At 56.7% G+C, this 17,140-nt stretch carries 16 protein-coding genes and 3 tRNA genes; 6 read left to right on the forward strand and 13 right to left on the reverse strand.

What is annotated here, in order from left to right:
• Window positions 1-2: 2 nt before the first annotated feature.
• The 6 genes from tssL to KB890_RS19320 all read right to left on the reverse strand — a co-directional run bounded on the left by tssL (window position 3) and on the right by KB890_RS19320 (window position 3,797).
• Complete coding sequence (gene tssL / locus KB890_RS19295) at window positions 3-668, reverse strand: type VI secretion system protein TssL, short form (protein ID WP_004181140.1); 666 nt, start codon at window positions 666-668, stop codon at window positions 3-5.
• Entirely contained in the window at window positions 665-2,005 is a 1,341-nt protein-coding gene (gene tssK, locus KB890_RS19300) for a type VI secretion system baseplate subunit TssK (RefSeq protein WP_211778003.1), read from the reverse strand. Before tssK ends, tssL begins: the two co-directional genes overlap by 4 nt.
• Before the next feature lies 1 nt (window position 2,006).
• Entirely contained in the window at window positions 2,007-2,255 is a 249-nt protein-coding gene (locus KB890_RS19305; protein WP_020325078.1) for a hypothetical protein, read from the reverse strand.
• A gap of 1,246 nt (window positions 2,256-3,501) precedes the next feature.
• Window positions 3,502-3,578: transfer RNA gene (locus KB890_RS19310), tRNA-Met, on the reverse strand.
• 32 nt (window positions 3,579-3,610) lie between these two features.
• A tRNA-Met gene (locus KB890_RS19315) sits at window positions 3,611-3,687 on the reverse strand.
• Window positions 3,688-3,720: 33 nt separating this feature from the next.
• Window positions 3,721-3,797 (reverse strand) — tRNA-Met (locus tag KB890_RS19320).
• A 210-nt stretch (window positions 3,798-4,007) separates the two neighbouring features.
• On the opposite strand from KB890_RS19320, the gene mltA reads away from it, so the two are divergent.
• Window positions 4,008-5,105: a murein transglycosylase A gene (gene mltA, locus KB890_RS19325; RefSeq protein ID WP_002915579.1), complete on the forward strand. Its 1,098-nt coding sequence runs from the start codon at window positions 4,008-4,010 to the stop codon at window positions 5,103-5,105.
• A gap of 87 nt (window positions 5,106-5,192) precedes the next feature.
• A complete protein-coding gene (gene tcdA, locus KB890_RS19330) occupies window positions 5,193-6,014 on the forward strand; it encodes a tRNA cyclic N6-threonylcarbamoyladenosine(37) synthase TcdA (protein WP_004181136.1) in 822 nt (273 codons plus the stop codon).
• Window positions 6,015-6,056: 42 nt separating this feature from the next.
• Here the strand turns inward: tcdA and csdE are convergent, their stop codons facing one another.
• Together csdE and csdA are read right to left on the reverse strand one after the other, a co-directional pair.
• Window positions 6,057-6,488 (reverse strand): cysteine desulfurase sulfur acceptor subunit CsdE, encoded by a 432-nt coding sequence (gene csdE / locus KB890_RS19335; protein WP_004142894.1) that lies wholly within the window; start codon window positions 6,486-6,488, stop codon window positions 6,057-6,059.
• Window positions 6,488-7,693: a cysteine desulfurase CsdA gene (csdA, locus tag KB890_RS19340; protein ID WP_004174604.1), complete on the reverse strand. Its 1,206-nt coding sequence runs from the start codon at window positions 7,691-7,693 to the stop codon at window positions 6,488-6,490. Before csdA ends, csdE begins: the two co-directional genes overlap by 1 nt.
• A 197-nt stretch (window positions 7,694-7,890) precedes the next feature.
• Here csdA and KB890_RS19345 point away from each other — a divergent pair, with 197 nt between their 5' ends.
• The 4 genes from KB890_RS19345 to rlmM all read left to right on the forward strand — a co-directional run bounded on the left by KB890_RS19345 (window position 7,891) and on the right by rlmM (window position 10,892).
• Complete coding sequence (locus KB890_RS19345) at window positions 7,891-8,115, forward strand: YgdI/YgdR family lipoprotein (protein WP_002915549.1); 225 nt, start codon at window positions 7,891-7,893, stop codon at window positions 8,113-8,115.
• Window positions 8,116-8,466: 351 nt separating this feature from the next.
• Window positions 8,467-9,384 carry a glycine cleavage system transcriptional regulator GcvA gene (gcvA, locus tag KB890_RS19350; protein WP_002915545.1) on the forward strand — a complete coding sequence of 306 codons (918 nt, stop codon included), beginning with the start codon at window positions 8,467-8,469 and terminating at the stop codon, window positions 9,382-9,384.
• A gap of 19 nt (window positions 9,385-9,403) precedes the next feature.
• On the forward strand, window positions 9,404-9,799 hold the full coding sequence (locus tag KB890_RS19355) for a DUF423 domain-containing protein (protein WP_002915543.1): 396 nt from the start codon (window positions 9,404-9,406) through the stop codon (window positions 9,797-9,799).
• The gene (rlmM, locus tag KB890_RS19360; RefSeq protein WP_002915541.1) at window positions 9,792-10,892 is read left to right on the forward strand and encodes a 23S rRNA (cytidine(2498)-2'-O)-methyltransferase RlmM; all 1,101 of its coding nucleotides are present in this window, start codon (window positions 9,792-9,794) and stop codon (window positions 10,890-10,892) included. Before KB890_RS19355 ends, rlmM begins: the two co-directional genes overlap by 8 nt.
• 48 nt (window positions 10,893-10,940) lie before the next feature.
• On the opposite strand, the gene fucR is transcribed toward rlmM, so the two are convergent.
• From fucR to fucP, 5 genes are all read right to left on the reverse strand, one after another.
• Entirely contained in the window at window positions 10,941-11,651 is a 711-nt protein-coding gene (gene fucR, locus KB890_RS19365) for an L-fucose operon activator (RefSeq protein WP_004142883.1), read from the reverse strand.
• Between the two features lie 58 nt (window positions 11,652-11,709).
• On the reverse strand, window positions 11,710-12,132 hold the full coding sequence (gene fucU / locus KB890_RS19370) for an L-fucose mutarotase (protein WP_002915538.1): 423 nt from the start codon (window positions 12,130-12,132) through the stop codon (window positions 11,710-11,712).
• Window position 12,133: 1 nt separating this feature from the next.
• On the reverse strand, window positions 12,134-13,552 hold the full coding sequence (gene fucK, locus KB890_RS19375) for an L-fuculokinase (protein ID WP_004181132.1): 1,419 nt from the start codon (window positions 13,550-13,552) through the stop codon (window positions 12,134-12,136).
• 107 nt (window positions 13,553-13,659) lie between these two features.
• Window positions 13,660-15,435, reverse strand: a complete 1,776-nt coding sequence (gene fucI, locus KB890_RS19380) for an L-fucose isomerase (RefSeq protein ID WP_022631428.1) — start codon at window positions 15,433-15,435, stop codon at window positions 13,660-13,662.
• A gap of 32 nt (window positions 15,436-15,467) precedes the next feature.
• Window positions 15,468-16,778, reverse strand: coding sequence for an L-fucose:H+ symporter permease (gene fucP, locus KB890_RS19385; RefSeq protein ID WP_004151076.1), 1,311 nt, complete (start codon window positions 16,776-16,778; stop codon window positions 15,468-15,470).
• Window positions 16,779-17,140: the final 362 nt, after the last annotated feature.

The raw sequence follows: 17,140 nt of genomic DNA on the forward strand, positions 1-17,140 counted from the left end.
CTTCAAGACTTGCCTGTTGGCAGCAGTTCATCCACCAGTACATTCAGCCAGCTATGCAACCCCCACCAGACGCCAACCAGCACAAGCATTAGCAGTAGCAGCCAGCAAAAAGGAGACTGCCACAGGTAATGCTGACGCCTGGTCAAAGGCACGTTCAGCACTGCCGAATCTTCTTGCACCCTGAATGGCTCAACCCGCTTGCTGAACATCGCAATGAGATGCTGCCGTTCATCAGATTCGGGGTCCTGATAGCGCCCGCGAAACCCCAGCAACAGCACGCGATGAAAACAGGTCAGGACCGCCGGCGTGGGGGCTGGCTCCTGTAAAAACCGCTTCATACGCTCATACAGTAGTTCGCCCGCCTGAAGGGTATTGAAAAAATGCGACTGGAGAGGGTTTTTTAGCCAGACCATCTGGCCATCATCCATAACGTCCCGGCTGAGAACGGTTTCGTCCAGCAGCGCGCACTGAGCGTAAGTGATATGTTCTATGTCCTGCTGGCTGAATCCGGCTGCTGTCAGACGCTCGCGTACCCCTTCCACCTGCTGCAGACAATGGCGATATAGTTCCTGTCCGTGTCTTGCAGAAGTGCCCTGACGCAGTTCCACCACCGTCAGAAAGGTGTCGCGAAGTAGTACGTCAATGTCGATTTTCCGTTCCTGTGTCATGACCGCAGTACCGCAAAAAGCTCGGGCTTCAGATCGCCCAGCGTACCCGGCGCGTAAATCATGCAGCACCCGGCATCCAGCATGGCTTTAGCCGGAGCGCTCTGCATATCCAGCGCAAAGTACTGATTCTCCAGCCGTAATGGCAATGCAGCCGGAACCTGCGTCAGCGGAACAACAGGGACACCGTTCAGCGCAACATTAACCAACAACGTAACGTCATCCGGCGCCCCGATTTTGCAGAGTCGTGGTAACTGTTGCAGAACGACGTGCGTCGGCAGCGAGGAGCGAACAGAAAGGTAAAAATCCGCCTCTTCCCGCAGGCGTGGATCGTGAAGTTCGGCTTTCCAGCGGTTGCCGGGAAGGGATTCCAGCTCGAGCGCAATCACCCGCGACGGCAGGCTGGCTTCGAGCAGTTCGCTGAGCAGGGTAAAAAGCGGCGGAAAAACGGAGGCTGGAGCATCATGGACATATGCGGGAATGGCGCTCACGTTGTGTTCAAGGGAAAAGGTCAGCAACGCGCCGGCCAGATGAGCCAGTTCGCGCCAGACGAGTTCAGGATGGATGCTCGGATACCGTAAAAAATCACTTAGAACCGGTTCAGCGCTGTTCAACGCATTGAGTAACCAGAACAGGGACACATCCGCTACCGCGAAGTCCGCCATACGCTGATTGCTTTCCCGGCGCAGGGCCATCAGACGCCGGCACTTCGCTTGTAGCTGCAACAGCAACGTATCCAGTCGCTCCACCAGACCAATATGTGCGCTGAGGGCAAGCAGCGGCGGGATGTAGCTTTCATCCTGAGACCAGTTACCCTGACCATTCCGCGTCAGACGTGCAAGCGGGCAGGTGATGTAATCCTGATTGTTATCATGGGCGAAACGCAATGACAGCGCATGGCATTCAACGGCCATTTCTTCACTGTCGCTGCCATAAATATCCTGTACTTTATGCCATTCCTGACGATAACGCAGGGGTCTTTCAGTATGCTTTTCCTGTCCCAGATTACCGCCATTCGCATGTTCCAGCGGTAACGCCAGGACAACTATTGCCGTATTTTCCACCGCCAGAGTATGTAAATCACAAGCCAGAGGCAGCGCATCGGAAACTTCGGAGTCGATCAACGAGCCATCGGAAAAACGCAGGCGCAGGGTACGTAATTTTAACTTCCCTAACGCCAGCGCTTCTCTGTCAAACTCGACTCTCGCCACACCCCATGGATGACGGATACCCAGCTGTGCAATGCTGTTGTTACTGTACGTTTCCCAGCGGGCCTGCTGCTGAAACTGTTGTGAGGACAGGAACGTTCCCTCAGCCCATAGTGGTCGATGAATTTTCATACTACACCACCGCCCGGTCAGGTTTTTGCTTTTGGCATTTGAGAAACCTGAGACCGTGCCAGCGTGACTTAACGTGCTGGACGTCTGGCTGATGCATAACCACATCCTCCGCAGATTTCGCCAGACAGGAAAGTGGAGTATGGATAGCTACCGTCAGATGTATTTTTCTAAACAACGACTGATAAATACCGTCTGATCCCATCATTGTTGACATAGCCGCAGATGAAGAAATATGTTCCTTTGCAGACATCAAAATTTCCCTTTTGAAACTTTTATCCGGTTTTGCCCAATGACTTTCCCAGGCGTGCAGGTTAACCCCTCTCCTGTAACGACATTCTTGTTAATTCTTCCATCGCTCCAGGTTCAGTCATGGCGTTAGTGAAGTTGTTTTGGTTTAAATTAAGGCCAATTATTGGGGCTATAGTTAATAAATGTCTGGTGGACACTACAATCCCTGGCGGAGAGAAGATGTAGAGGTAACTTCACATTCATGGCGCTTCCTGTTTTCAGGCCCGGCTTTATGTTAAAGCGAGTTTCGGGAACATCGTTTAGAAATTTTTTAGCCATGTAGCTTCTCCCTGTCTAACTAACCCCTGTTTAAGTATCTGACCTTGATCCAATTTAACAGTTAAATAAAGCGTGGTGCAATATGGTCAGTGTCTGAAAGATCGTTATTATTACTACTATAAATAATTTGGCTCGTATCCTAAGATAGTTTTATTTATATGAAGTTTCTAAATTTATTGGCCATCAAGGACAATCTGCTTGGTTATGGCTAAGTATAAGCATAAAATACCGATAAACGATCGCGTAATAATATCGCAACGCCACTTTTTCGGAATAAATAAAAGCTTCTTTAATAAATGATATTTTTGCTGTGAATGATTTGGTGGCAAAAAGTTCGACCATCTACTGCGAGATTAGTGAAGTACAGAAGGGAAAAGATGGGATTAATACCATAATTTAAAACAATCAGAAGAAGCTCTGGTATCAAAAATATAACATTTGCATCAATTATCATGATTTATTCAGTAATGAAAGTATGGTGCTGACTTATAATGAAAACTATCATAGATACATTATCTCAATTAAATCCTGTTTGTTGCAGTGCCCTGTCTGGCAAGATAAGCACCGAAATATAATGATTATATCAAGTCTGCTATCTTCATTCTTGTTGGCCAGGGGCCGATTACAAACGTAAAGATAACGGTAGTTCCGGGAATTTAGTCCTTTTATTGCGCAAAACTCTAAATGAGTGGATTAAGTAAGTGGCTTTTAGCCGTACACTCATTTGTCCACGCATCATCTGTGGATCTCCTGAGAGATACAGGGAAGTATAAAAAAACGTTGATAAATTGCGGTTTCTTGTATTTCAGGGGCTGTTACGGATGACATAAAGCAAACCGGCGAGGGGGCGGCAATGGCCGTTCCCGTTTTCGGCAGAGGTTTTGCCGGCGGCAGAAACAAAAAAACACCCTTGAGGGTGTTTGTAATGTTGGTTGCGGGGGCCGGATTTGAACCGACGACCTTCGGGTTATGAGCCCGACGAGCTACCAGGCTGCTCCACCCCGCGTCACCGTACTGCTTCACTTTGTCAAATTTGATTGGTTGCGGGGGCCGGATTTGAACCGACGACCTTCGGGTTATGAGCCCGACGAGCTACCAGGCTGCTCCACCCCGCGTCACCGTACTGCTTTACTTCATCAAATTTTAATTGGTTGCGGGGGCCGGATTTGAACCGACGACCTTCGGGTTATGAGCCCGACGAGCTACCAGGCTGCTCCACCCCGCGTCCGTGGAAGCGCACTATACTCCGCTAGCGAGATGATGCAACCTTTTTTCGACCAAATCGACATTTTTGTAAGAATTGGCTTATAAAACGCCATGTTGTGGTGTTTTTTTACACAAATCTGTGCCATCGATGAGATCGCGCATTTCAATAGCTCCGGCGCTTTGTTATCTTCAACACGCACTAAGGCTTCGCAGCAAAAGATGAGACACCATGAAAGGACGTTGGGCAAAATATGTAGCGACGGGGGCAATGCTGGCCATGCTCGCCGCCTGTTCCTCAAAACCGACCGACCGCGGTCAGCAATATAGCGATGGCAAGTTCACCCAGCCGTTTTCACTGGTAAACCAGCCGGATGCCGTCGGGGCACCGATCAACGCCGGCGACTTCTCCGAGCAGGTTAATCAAATTCGTAACGCCTCGCCACGCCTCTATAATAGCCAGAGCAACGTCTATAACGCGCTGCAGGAGTGGCTGCGCGCCGGCGGCGACACCCGTACGCTGCGCCAGTTTGGCATCGACGCCTGGCAGATGCAGGGCGTCGACAACTATGGCAACGTCCAGTTTACCGGCTACTACACGCCGGTGGTGCAGGCGCGCCACACCCGTCAGGGCGAATTCCAGTACCCCATTTACCGTATGCCGCCGAAACGCGGTAAGCTGCCGTCCCGCGCCAGCATCTATGCCGGCGCGCTGAGCGATAACTATGTGCTGGCGTATAGCAACTCGTTGATGGATAACTTCATCATGGACGTGCAGGGCAGCGGCTATATCGACTTTGGCGATGGTTCGCCGCTCAACTTCTTTAGCTATGCCGGGAAAAACGGCTGGCCCTATCGCAGCATCGGCAAAGTGCTAATCGACCGCGGGGAAGTGAAGAAAGAAGATATGTCGATGCAGGCGATCCGCGAGTGGGGTGAAAAGCACAGCGAAGCGGAAGTGCGCGAGCTGCTGGAGCAGAACCCGTCGTTCGTGTTCTTTAAACCGCAGTCTTTCGCGCCGGTGAAAGGGGCCAGCGCTGTGCCGCTGATCGGCCGCGCCTCGGTGGCCTCCGACCGGTCGATTATTCCGCCGGGAACCACCTTGCTGGCCGAGGTGCCTCTGCTGGATAATAACGGCAAGTTTAACGGCCAGTACGAACTGCGCCTGATGGTCGCCCTCGACGTCGGCGGGGCCATCAAAGGCCAGCATTTCGACATCTATCAGGGCATTGGGCCTGACGCAGGCCACCGTGCCGGCTGGTATAACCACTACGGCCGCGTATGGGTGCTGAAAAACGCCCCGGGCGCGGGGAATGTTTTTAGCGGCTAACTCCCCTGGCCGTGCCTGTTGACCAGGGCGCCCGGATGACGCCGTTTGCGGCGGCCTCCGGGCGCTGTCATTTTGTTCTGAGGTTCTATGTCTGTTGTAATCAGCGATGCCTGGCGCCAGCGTTTTGGCGGTACGGCACGTTTATATGGTGAAAAAGCGCTGCAATGTTTTGCCGACGCCCACGTCTGCGTGGTCGGGATCGGCGGGGTCGGCTCCTGGGCGGCGGAAGCGCTGGCGCGGACCGGCATCGGGGCGATCACCCTTATCGATATGGACGATGTCTGCGTCACCAACACCAATCGTCAGATCCACGCCCTCAGCGGCAACGTCGGACTGGCGAAAGCGGAGGTGATGGCGGAGCGTATTCGCCTGATCAACCCGGAGTGTCGGGTGACGGTGGTGGATGATTTCGTGACCCCGGAAAACGTGGCGGAATATCTTGGCGTCGGCTTTAGCTATGTTATCGACGCCATCGATAGCGTCCGGCCGAAAGCGGCGCTTATCGCCTGGTGTCGCCGCTACAAGGTGCCGCTGGTGACTACCGGCGGGGCGGGTGGTCAGATTGACCCAACGCAGATCCAGGTCGCTGACCTGGCGAAGACCATCCAGGATCCGCTGGCGGCCAAACTGCGCGAGCGGCTGAAAAGCCAGTTTGGGGTGGTGAAAAACAGCAAAGGTAAGCTCGGTGTAGACTGCGTCTTCTCTACGGAAGCGCTGGTCTACCCGCAGGCGGACGGCAGCGTCTGCGCAATGAAGAGCTCGGCGGAAGGGCCGAAGCGGATGGACTGCGCTTCCGGCTTTGGCGCGGCGACGATGGTGACCGCGACCTTCGGGTTCGTCGCGGTGTCGCATGCCCTGAAGAAGATGCTGGCGAAAGCGCAGCGTGACGCTGCGGCTTCCGGAAAATAGTTTCCCCACCGGGCGCGGCGGCGGGAAAGCGAAATCGGGAGATTACCTTTCGCGGGCGGCGGCGAGCACCGCCTCGCTCAGGGCGCTGAGGCCCTGGCTGCGCGAGGCGCTGAGCTGGCCGCGCAGCCCCAGCTCGTCGAACAGCGCCAGCGGATCCTGCGCCAGGATCCCGGCGCGGGTTTTTCCTTCCACGGCGGTTAAAAGTACCGCCAGCAGACCGCGCACAATCCTTCCTTCGCTGTCGCCAAAGAAGTGCAGCCTGCCCTCGGCGTCCTCCTCATAGCCCAGCCAGACGCGGTTCTCACACCCGGCAATCTCATGGGCCTGCGCTTTGCGCTCGTCGGTCAGCGTCGGCAGCTTTTTGCCCAATAAAATCAGCTGACGGTATTTATCCTCCCACTGGTTCAGCGGGGCGAAGATCTGGCGCAGCGTAGCGTCGGTAATGGTTGTGCCGAAGGGGTGCAGAGTTGTCATTAATCCACCAGAATTTCCAGGGCGCGATCCACCGCGTGGACCAGCGCCGCAACATCGTCTTGGGTATTGTAGGGGGCGAAAGAGGCCCGCAGGGTGCCGCTGACCCCTAAGGCAGCCAGCAGCGGCTGGGCGCAGTGTTGTCCGGCGCGCAGGGCAATGCCGGACTCCGCCAGCAGCGTCACCAGATCGCTGTGATGAATACCCTCAAATTCAAAGGCCAGCAGGCTTGACTGCTGGCAGCGGAAAGAGCGGAAGCCCGGCCGTTTCGCCAGTTCCTCTTCCGCCAGGCTCGCCAGACTGCGGCTCCAGTTTTCCGCCTGGCCGATATCGCTCTGCGCCAGCCACTCCAGCGCGGCGCTGAGGCCGATAACCCCGGCGACATTCGGCGTACCGGCCTCGAGGCCATAGGGGGCCGGCTGCGGCGTAAAGCCGTCAAAGCTGACCTCGGCGATCATTTTCCCGCCGCCGAGCCAGGGCGACATCGCTGCCAGCAGCTCGCTTTTGCCGTACAGGGCGCCGATCCCAGTCGGGCCATACAGCTTATGGCCGGAAAAGGCGTAAAAATCGATATCCAGCGCCTGCACGTCAGCGGGGAAATGCACCGCCCCCTGGGCGCCATCAACCATCACCACCATCCCGGCGGCGTGGGCAAGGCGGATAGCCTGCGCCAGGTCCGGGCAGCCGCCGGTGACGTTGGACATCTGGCCGATGGCCAGCACCCGGCTGCGCGGGGTAATCAGCGCGCTGAGGCTGGCGATATCCGGCAGGCGGTCGGCGCCAAGCGGCAGCTTGACCACTCTGGCGCCGGTCTGCCCGGCCACCATCAGCCAGGGCACGAGGTTGGCATGATGCTCGGCTTCGCTAACGATAATTTCATCGCCAGGCTGCAGGCGCGGCCGGACGTAGCTCTGCGCCACCATATTGATGGCCTCGGTGGTCCCCCGCGTCCAGACGATATCTTTGCCGGACGGGGCGTTAAGCCACGCCGCCACGCGATCGCGGGCCGCCTCGTAGCGCTCGGTCAGCCGCTGGGCGGCGGCGAACTGGCTGCGATGGACATTGCCGGCGCTCAGGCGATAAAACTGGTCGCTGGCGTCGATCACCGCCAGCGGTTTGAGCGCTGTCGCCGCGCTGTCGAGATAGACGCCGGCATCGGCCAGAGCCGGAAACTGCGCGCGAAAGTGCGCCGGGTTGAATGCGTTCATGGAATTCCTCGTATCAATGCCGCGATCGTCGCGCAATTTGCCGGGCGTGACAAGGTCTCTGCGTCCTGTGGAATTGTCCGAATGTGACTCCACGTCGGTCAAAGAGGGTTATGCTGAAAAGTGTTGGGTTTGTGTTTTAACCTATTACTTAACGAGTTACGAATAGTATAAATAGCCGTAAGGAGAGAAGAATGAAAATGACTAAGGCCGCTGCGATTATCTCTGCCTGTATGCTGACTTTAGGCCTGAGCGCCTGTTCCTCTAACTATGTGATGCATACCAATGATGGGCGGACCATCGTTACCGACGGGAAACCGCAAACCGATAATGACACTGGCATGATCTCGTATAAAGACGCGTGGGGCAACAAACAGCAGATCAATCGCTCTGACGTGAAACAACTGGGTGAACTGGACGAGTAAGGCAGTAAAAAGGCAAAAAAAAGCACCGCGCGTTGCGGTGCTACATTAAATCACTATGGACAGACAGGGTAAATGTACAGGAAGTGAAAAGGGGTAGCTTTGCTACCAGGGTCTGCAAAAACAGACCAATTGCAAACACAACAACACAACATCACAACCGTAAGCCAAAAGCTTGATGGAACACGCATTCCAAAAAAAGCTTCTCGTTCCGGCTCAGGAAGTGCCGCCACTATAGGTATTTGCTGGTAGAACCTCAACGGACAATTTATAATGGCTCAGATAAAAAAAACTAATAGGTTAATCATTGTTTCCTATTTGTTAAATTGAGTTAACATCTAAGCCAGAATAACCATGTCGAAGCGATTACCACCTCTGAATGCATTACGTGTTTTTGATGCAGCCGCACGTCATCTCAGCTTCACTCGGGCAGCCGATGAGCTTTTTGTGACGCAGGCCGCAGTCAGCCATCAAATCAAGTCTCTCGAGGATTTTCTGGGCCTTAAGCTGTTCCGTCGGCGCAATCGTTCGCTGCTGTTAACGGAAGAAGGGCAGAGCTATTTTCAGGATATTAAAGAGATTTTTTCGCAACTGACGGAAGCGACGCGTAAACTGCAGGCGCGCAGCGCCAAAGGGGCATTAACGGTCAGTTTATTGCCAAGTTTCGCCATTCAGTGGCTGGTGCCAAGACTCACAAGCTTTAACTCAGCTTATCCGGGAATCGATGTCAGGATCCAGGCGGTGGACCGTCAGGAGGATAAGCTGGCGGACGATGTCGATGTGGCGATTTTTTATGGTCGCGGCAACTGGCCGGGCCTGCGTGTGGAAAAATTGTACGCCGAGTATCTGCTGCCGGTCTGTTCCCCGCTCTTGCTCACCGGCGACAAAGCATTGAAAACGCCTGCCGATCTGGCGCAACATACCCTGCTTCACGATGCGTCCCGCCGCGACTGGCAAACTTATACCCGTCAGCTTGGTCTAAGCCATATTAATGTGCAGCAGGGGCCGATTTTCAGCCATAGCGCGATGGTGCTGCAGGCGGCCATTCACGGGCAGGGCGTGGCGCTGGCCAACAACGTCATGGCGCAGTCCGAAATTGAAGCCGGTCGTCTGGTGTGTCCGTTTAATGATGTTCTGGTCAGTAAGAATGCGTTTTACCTTGTTTGCCATGACAGTCAGGCAGAACTGGGTAAAATAGCCGCTTTCCGGCAGTGGATCCTGGCGAAAGCGGCAAGTGAACAAGAAAAATTCCGCTTTCGTTATGAACAATAATTACTTGTAGGGTAACAACATGACCAGCCGTTTTATGCTGATATTCGCCGCGATTAGCGGCTTTATCTTTGTGGCTCTGGGCGCCTTTGGCGCGCATGTCTTAAGTCAATCGCTCGGCGCGGCGGAGATGGCCTGGATCCATACCGGCCTGGAGTATCAGGCCTTCCATACCCTGGCGATTTTTGGTCTGGCGGTGGCGATGCAGCGTCGGATCAGTATCTGGTTCTACTGGAGCAGCGTATTTCTGGCGTTAGGGACCGTGCTGTTCAGCGGCAGCCTCTATTGTCTGGCGCTCTCTCATTTACGTCTGTGGGCGTTCGTGACCCCGGTGGGCGGCGTAAGCTTCCTCGCCGGTTGGGTTTTAATGTTAATTGGTGCAATTCGTCTGAAACGTAAGGGCGTTGTTCATGAATAAGGTTGTCCTCTATTGTCGCCCTGGGTTTGAGAAAGAGTGCGCAGCAGAAATTACCGATAAGGCAGCCCGCCTTGAGGTGTTTGGTTTTGCCCGGGTCAAAGAAGACTCTGGCTATGTAATTTTTGAAGGTTATCAGCAGGACGACGGCGAGAAGCTGGTGCGCGATCTGCCGTTCAGCTCGCTGATTTTCGCCCGACAGATGTTTGTGGTCGGCGAACTGCTGCGCGACCTGCCGCCGGAGGATCGCATAACCCCGATCGTCGGCATGCTGCAGGGCGTGGTGGAGAAGGGTGGCGAGCTGCGTGTGGAAGTGGCGGATACCAACGAAAGCAAAGAGCTGATGAAGTTCTGCCGCAAGTTTACGGTGCCGTTACGCGCGGCGCTGCGCGAGGCGGGCGTGCTGACCAACTATGAAACGCCAAAGCGACCGGTGGTGCATGTGTTCTTTATCGCACCCGGCTGCTGCTATACCGGCTACTCATACAGCAACAACAACTCACCGTTCTATATGGGCATTCCGCGGCTGAAGTTTCCCTCCGACGCCCCGAGCCGTTCCACCCTCAAGCTGGAAGAGGCGTTCCACGTCTTTATTCCGGCGGACGAGTGGGACGAGCGTCTGGCGAACGGCATGTATGCCGTCGATCTCGGCGCCTGCCCGGGCGGCTGGACCTATCAGCTGGTGAAGCGCAACATGTGGGTCTCTTCGGTCGATAACGGCCCGATGGCCCAGAGCCTGATGGATACCGGCCAGGTGACCTGGCTGCGCGAAGACGGTTTCCGCTATCGTCCGAACCGCAACAACATCTCGTGGATGGTCTGCGATATGGTGGAGAAACCGGCGAAGGTGGCGGCGCTGATGGCGCAGTGGCTGGTCAACGGCTGGTGCCGGGAGACCATCTTCAACCTCAAGCTGCCGATGAAAAAGCGCTATGAAGAGGTGTCGCAGAATCTGGCCTATATTCAGGCCCAGCTGGACGAGCACGGCGTTAACGCCCAGATCCAGGCGCGTCAGCTGTATCACGATCGTGAAGAAGTGACCGTTCACGTGCGCCGCCTGTGGGCCGCCGTCGGCGGACGTCGCGACGAGCGTTAATCCTTCCCCCTCAGGCCGGAGACGCGTGCGCGTCCTCCGGCCTTCCCCTTAAGGCTGCGGCGCATCCGACACAATATGCGTCACGTCATCCAGATGACCAATCCTCGCCTCGCCGGAGCGGTTGAACTTGCTTTTGTCGATCAGCAGTAGCGACTGCGCCGCACGCTTAAGCAGGATCGATTTGAAGTCGGCATTGAACGCATTGGAGTCCCACAGCGCGCCCTGCGGGTCGATGCCTTCGCAGGAAAAAATAAACAGATCGATCTCCAGCGATTTCAGCTGGGAAATCAGCGCCGGGTTCACGTAGCAGCCATATTTCCGCTGCAGAGTGCCGCCGGAGCAGGTGAGCGTGATCTGGTCGCGTTTGGCCAGCTCCTGGCAGATGGGCTGGCTGTTGGTAAAGACGTGCAGCGGGCGGTCCGGCAGCTGGCGGGCGAGATACCAGCAGGTGGAGCTGGCATCGAGGGCGATCACCATCCCTTCGTCAATCCAGGCCAGCGCTTCGCGGGCGATGTCGGCTTTATGCGCGTAATGGCTTTTCAGGCGCATGTGGAAAGGATCGCCGCTGTCCTGGCTGCGCTGGTGGATCACTTTGGCCCGGCCGTGGTTACGCAGCACTTTGCCCTGCGCCTGCAGCTCGCTCAGATCGCGGCGAATAGTTTCCCTGCTGACGTTGAGCTGTTTTGACAACGTTTCGGTGGTCAGGCTGCTGTGGGTGATCAGGAGATCGACGATCGCCTGCTGGCGGGCTGCTTTCATTTATTCTCATCCCATCATTGATTGAGCGTCTGCATCAGGCAGACGCTCCGGCATGAGATTACGGCGTGACTCCTTTTTTTAAAAGGATATTTCCGTACTTAGCGCACTCTCCTGTGATAACGATCGCAAAGGCTTTTTGCGCCCGGTCGTAGAAGGCAAAGCGGTCAATCCGCACGATATCCGGGCAGGGGGCCTGCGCCGAGAGCGCCTGCCGATAGCGCTGTTCCACCGTCGGGTCGAGCGCATCGCCTTCGACGGCGGCCATCATCACCACCGGCGGCGCATAGCTGTCTAATTCGAACAGCGGGATAATCGCCTGCAGCAGATCGCTGACTCGCAGGCCATCGGCGCGGATCACCTGCGGCCCCATGCTGTGCGCCGGGAAATGGGCATCGGAAAAAATGATTTCATCCCCATGGCCCATTTCGGCCAGCACTTTCAGCAGTTCCGGCGATATCAGCGGGGAAATGGTTTTGAGCATCTCAGGCTTCCTCTATCAGTTCAGGTTCAGTTTGCGGCCAGAAATAGCGGTAGCGGTACGCGACCTGCGCTCTGGCCTGTTCTGGCGAAGAGAACTCGCCCACGCCATACCAGCCAAACATCGCCGCGCCGGCCACCGTGGTTTCGGCATCGTCGAGGACTTTGATCGGTATCCCGAGTCGGTTGGCCTTGATCTGGTTCCATAGCGCGTTGCGGCTGCCGCCGCCCACCAGCAGCAGCTCTTTCGCCCTGAAGCCGCCGATTTTTTCCAGGGTTTGCAGATGCTGCGCCAGCTGATCGCTTAACCCCTCCAGCGCGGCGCGGTAAAAATGGCCGCGGGTGGTGTTGAGCGTGACGCCCTGCCAGCCGGCGTGCTGGCTGGCGAGCAGGTCGCACTGCATCCTGACGCCCTGGGCGCCGGGCGGGATCGCCTGCGCTTCGTCAATCAGCGTCTGCCATGGGGTGTCAGCGCTCCACAGCAGTTTGCGCACCCACTCGAGCACGCCGGAGGCCAGCCACTGCATCCCCGGGTTATAGCGGCCCGGCTGGCTGTCCAGCTCGCAGGTGGAGCCGCTGTAGTCACAGAGCAGCGAGGTGTCGACCTGCGCGCTGCGTACCATCAGGATCTCCCAGGTCCCGGAGGAGAGCACCGGCTCATCCTGCCCGGCGCCGGCGCCAAACAGAGCGAACTGGGTGTCATGCCCGGCCGAGATAACCGGGATCCCGACGGGGAGGCCCAGCAGCGCAGCGGCCTCCGGCAGCAGGGCGCCGATCGGCTGGCCTGCTTCAACCAGCCGCGGGAACAGGCGGCGCGGCAGGCCGGTCGCCTGCAGGATCGGCGCGCTGAAATCGCGCTGCCGGAGATCGAGCATCTGGCTGGTGCCCGCCATGGTGAGGTCGGTGGTGAACTCCCCGGTCAGCCGATGGTTGATCAGCGATGAAATAAACAGCCAGGCATGGGCCTGCGCCAGCAGCTGCGGGTGGTTCTCTTTCAGCCACACCAGCTTATACAGGGTGTTGAACGCAAACGCGCCGACGCCGGCTATCTGCTGCAGCTGGCGCGCGGGCATATACTGGCTGATATTCTCCATCACCGCCGCGGTGCGCGGGCATTTCCAGCTGATGATCGGATACAGTAGGGCGCCCTGCTCATCCACCAACGCGCCATCGACGCCAAAGGTCGTGACGGTGATGCCGCGCACCGTGCAGGAGGCCAGCTGGTCATGGATCTGCCGACAGCAGTCGGCAAAGCGCTGCATAATGGCCTCCAGCGACCACTGGTGCCAGTCGCTTTTTTCCGCCGCGATGTCGCTGGCGTTCGCCGTTGCGGCGCGGGCGATAATGTTCCCTTGTCGATCCACGGCCATCGCCCGCACGTTCGTGGCGCCGCAGTCGAGGACCAGGATAACGTCTTGCTTCATAGTGACTCCCGAAACAACATTGCCGGATGGCGCAGCGCTTATCCGGCCTACAGACCGCGCGCGTCTGTAGGCCAGGTAAGCCTGCGCCTCCGGGCGAAACCAACCTGTTAACGCTTATACAGCGGCCCGTAGTTCTGGCAGGCGCGGTAGTCCTGGCCCTCGATATCCATGCCGTGCGCGGCCCAGGCGGAAGGGCGATAGATTTTCGCCTCTTCCACGTTGTGCATGCAGACCGGAATGCGCAGCATGGCGGCGAGGGTAATGAAATCTGCGCCAACGTGGCCGATGGTCAGCACGCCGTGGTTGGCGCCCCAGTTGGCCATCACCGAGTACACATCGCTGAACGGGCCCTTGCCGGTCAGGCGTGGGGCAAACCAGGTGGTGGGCCAGGTGGAGTTGGTGCGGGCGTCGAGCTGGTCGTGCATCGCTTTGGGCAGCGCTACGCTCCAGCCTTCGGCAATTTGCAGCACCGGCCCCAGACCTTTGATGATGTTCACCCGGGTCATGGTGAACGGCACGCCGCCTTCGGTCAGGAAGCGGGAAGAGAAGCCGCCGCCGCGGAAGTATTCGTGGATCGCCGGGCACCATTCGGTCGCCGCGAGGCAGGCATCCGCCTCGCTCTGCTCAATCTCCCAGTGGGGTTTCATCGTCGGATTGCCCTGCGCGTCGCGCTGCTGGCAGGAGCCGTCCAGCGCCGCAGAGCCGGAGTTAATCAGGTGAATGATGCCGTGCTCCGCCCGCCCGGTGAGCGGCTGCCCGGTGACCCGTTCAACGGCATCCGGCGACCAGTAGGTGCGTACGTCGGCAAACACCTGGGCGGTGCCGGTGAGCTGATGGCCCATCAGCATGGCCACGCCGTTGAGGCTGTCGTTTTCGGTAGCGACGACAAACGGTTCGCGCACCCCGTTCCAGTCAAAAGAGCTGTTGAGCAGCGCTTCGGCGGTATCGCCATTGGGGTATTGATCGGTCCAGTGGCGCTGACCCTGGAAACCGGCGGCGATGGCGTTGTAACCCAGCGACTCCTCCACCAGCCCTTTTTCTGCGAGCTTCGGGTTGCCCTGCATCATGTCGCGGATGCACATCGCCATCAGCAGGCTCTCTTTCAGCACCGCGCGGCTCTGCGTTTCATTGCGCTTATACTGTTCAGCGTTCTGATCTTCGCCGTAGCGGAAGTGTTTATCCGCCCACGCCAGCGCCATCTCCAGCTCGGTTTCATCATAGATTTTTTGATCGATTCGCCGGCGCAGCTCCGTTATGTCGACAGCCTGCACCTTCATGCCGAGCCAGGACTCAAAAAAGTTGTGGTCGACGATAGATCCGGCGATGCCCATTGAGACGCCGCCCAGCGACAGATAGCTTTTCCCTTTCATACTGGCGACAGCCAGGCCGGCGCGAGCGAAGCGCAACAGCTTTTCTTCGACATCCGCCGGGATCGAGGTGTCATCGGCATCCTGCACGTCATGTCCGTAGATGGAGAACGCCGGGATCCCTTTCTGGCTATGGGCCGCCAGCGCCGCGGCCAGATAGACCGCCCCCGGACGCTCGGTGCCGTTAAAGCCCCAGATGGCCTTCGGGCGCAGCGGATCCATGTCGATGGTTTCGCTGCCGTAGCACCAGCAGGGGGTGACGGTGATGGTGACGCCGACGTTCTGGCTGCTGAATTTCTCTTCACAGGCGGCCGACTCGGCCATGCCGGCGATGCAGGTATCGGCAATCACGCACTCCACCCGGGCGCCGCAGGCGTGGCGCAGTTTCTCGCTGATAAGCGCGGCGGTGGCTTTCGCCATGTTCATGGTTTGCGCTTCCAGCGACTCGCGGACCCCCATGCGACGACCATCGATTACCGGACGAATACCGATCTTCGGTAAGCTGATTTTTTTCATTACAGATCCCTCAGGTTATGCGGATAACAGGTTTAGTTCGTCGCCGCTTGTGAACGGAAACGGGCAAAAATAAAGATGATGGCGAAGCACAGCGCCGGGACCAGTTCGGCGGTCGGGATATTGCCGGCGGCGTCGCTGACAAAGCCCATCACCGGGGTAACGATCCCGCCGCCGATAATGGTCATGACGATAAATGACGAGCCATATTTGGTGTCCTGGCCCAGATGCTTAATCCCCAGCGAGAAGATGGTCGGGTACTGAATGGACATAAAGGCGCTGCACAGGGTCAGGGCCAGCAGACCGACGTGGCCGCCGCTGAAGGCGGAGAGCAAACAGAGCAGCATGGCGATAAACGCATAGATAGCGAGCACGTTGTGCGGCGCGAAGCGGCGGATAAGCCAGGTGCCGGTAAAACGGCCGATAAAGAAGCAGACCATGGTGGCGGTCAGGTAGTTGGCGGCGAAACCGGCCGTCATGCCCGGGATCTCTTCGATAGCGTAGCGAATCAGGTAGCTCCAGCAGGCGGTTTGCGCGCCGACGTAGCAGAACTGGGCCAGTACCGCCCAGCGCCAGTGGCGGATGCGCATCAGGCGCGTCAGCGAGGCGAAAAAAGTGCTCTGCGCGCTGTCGCTGTGGTCATCGCTTTGCAGGGAGGGGAAGCGGGTGCAGACGATCAGCAGGGCGACCAGCAGGACAATGGCCACGATAATCATATAGGGGGTTTGTACCGACAGGACCAGACTGTGCTTCCAGGCGCTGAGCTGTTCCGGCGTCATTTTATCCAGCACCTCCTGCGGCTGATGCGGGACGTTAGACAAAATAAGACTCTGGCCAAATACCACGGCAATAATGGCGCCGAATGAGTTAAAGGTCTGGGCCAGATTAAGGCGGAAGTGACCGCCGCTTTCCGGACCGAGGACGGTGACAAACGGGTTGGCCGCGGTTTCCAGACAGCCAAGCCCGGCAGCGATAATAAATAATCCAATGAGAAATAAGGTGTAATTCATCACTTCGGCGGCAGGCCAGAACAGCGCGGCGCCGCAGGCATATAAAAACAGCCCCGTAAGGATGCCGGCTTTGTAGCTGAATTTTTTCATCAACATCCCGGCGGGGATGGGAATAATAAAATAGCCAAAGTAAAAGGCCGATTGAATTAATCCGGCCTGGAAGTTAGTCAGGGTAAAGGCCTGTTGAAATTGCGGTAATAAAATATCATTCAGATTATTTGCCACCGCCCACAGAAAAAAGAGGGAGCACAGCAGAGCGAAAGGAATAATGTAGCTCTTACTCTGCCCGCTCTCCATGGCGCGGTAACTTTGCGTTGGTATCGTTGTGTTTCCCATAGCGTCCTCATCAGTTCAGAAGCATTTACAACAGCATTCAGGGCGCAGTCTGGTGCTGCAGCAGACCGCAAAATTAAGTGAGCTCAGGTGACGCGCCGGTGAGTGAAATGAAAGTCACGGCGGAACTCATGGCTTCATTTTCAAATAAAAACCGTCTGTTAATATGATGATGGTCACACTTAACGTACTGTGGGCCATTTTATGTGATTGTTGTCACTTTAATTTTTCAAAAACGCTGACCGTTTGAGAAAATAAATTCACAAAACCACAACGCTAATGACCGAATGAATATATATCGTGGAAAACGGGCAAATGTTACAAAGAAATAAAATGCCCGCTTGATGAAATATTATTAAGAACGG

Source organism: Klebsiella sp. P1954 (assembly GCF_018199955.1).
GTDB classification, from domain to species: domain Bacteria; phylum Pseudomonadota; class Gammaproteobacteria; order Enterobacterales; family Enterobacteriaceae; genus Klebsiella; species Klebsiella pneumoniae.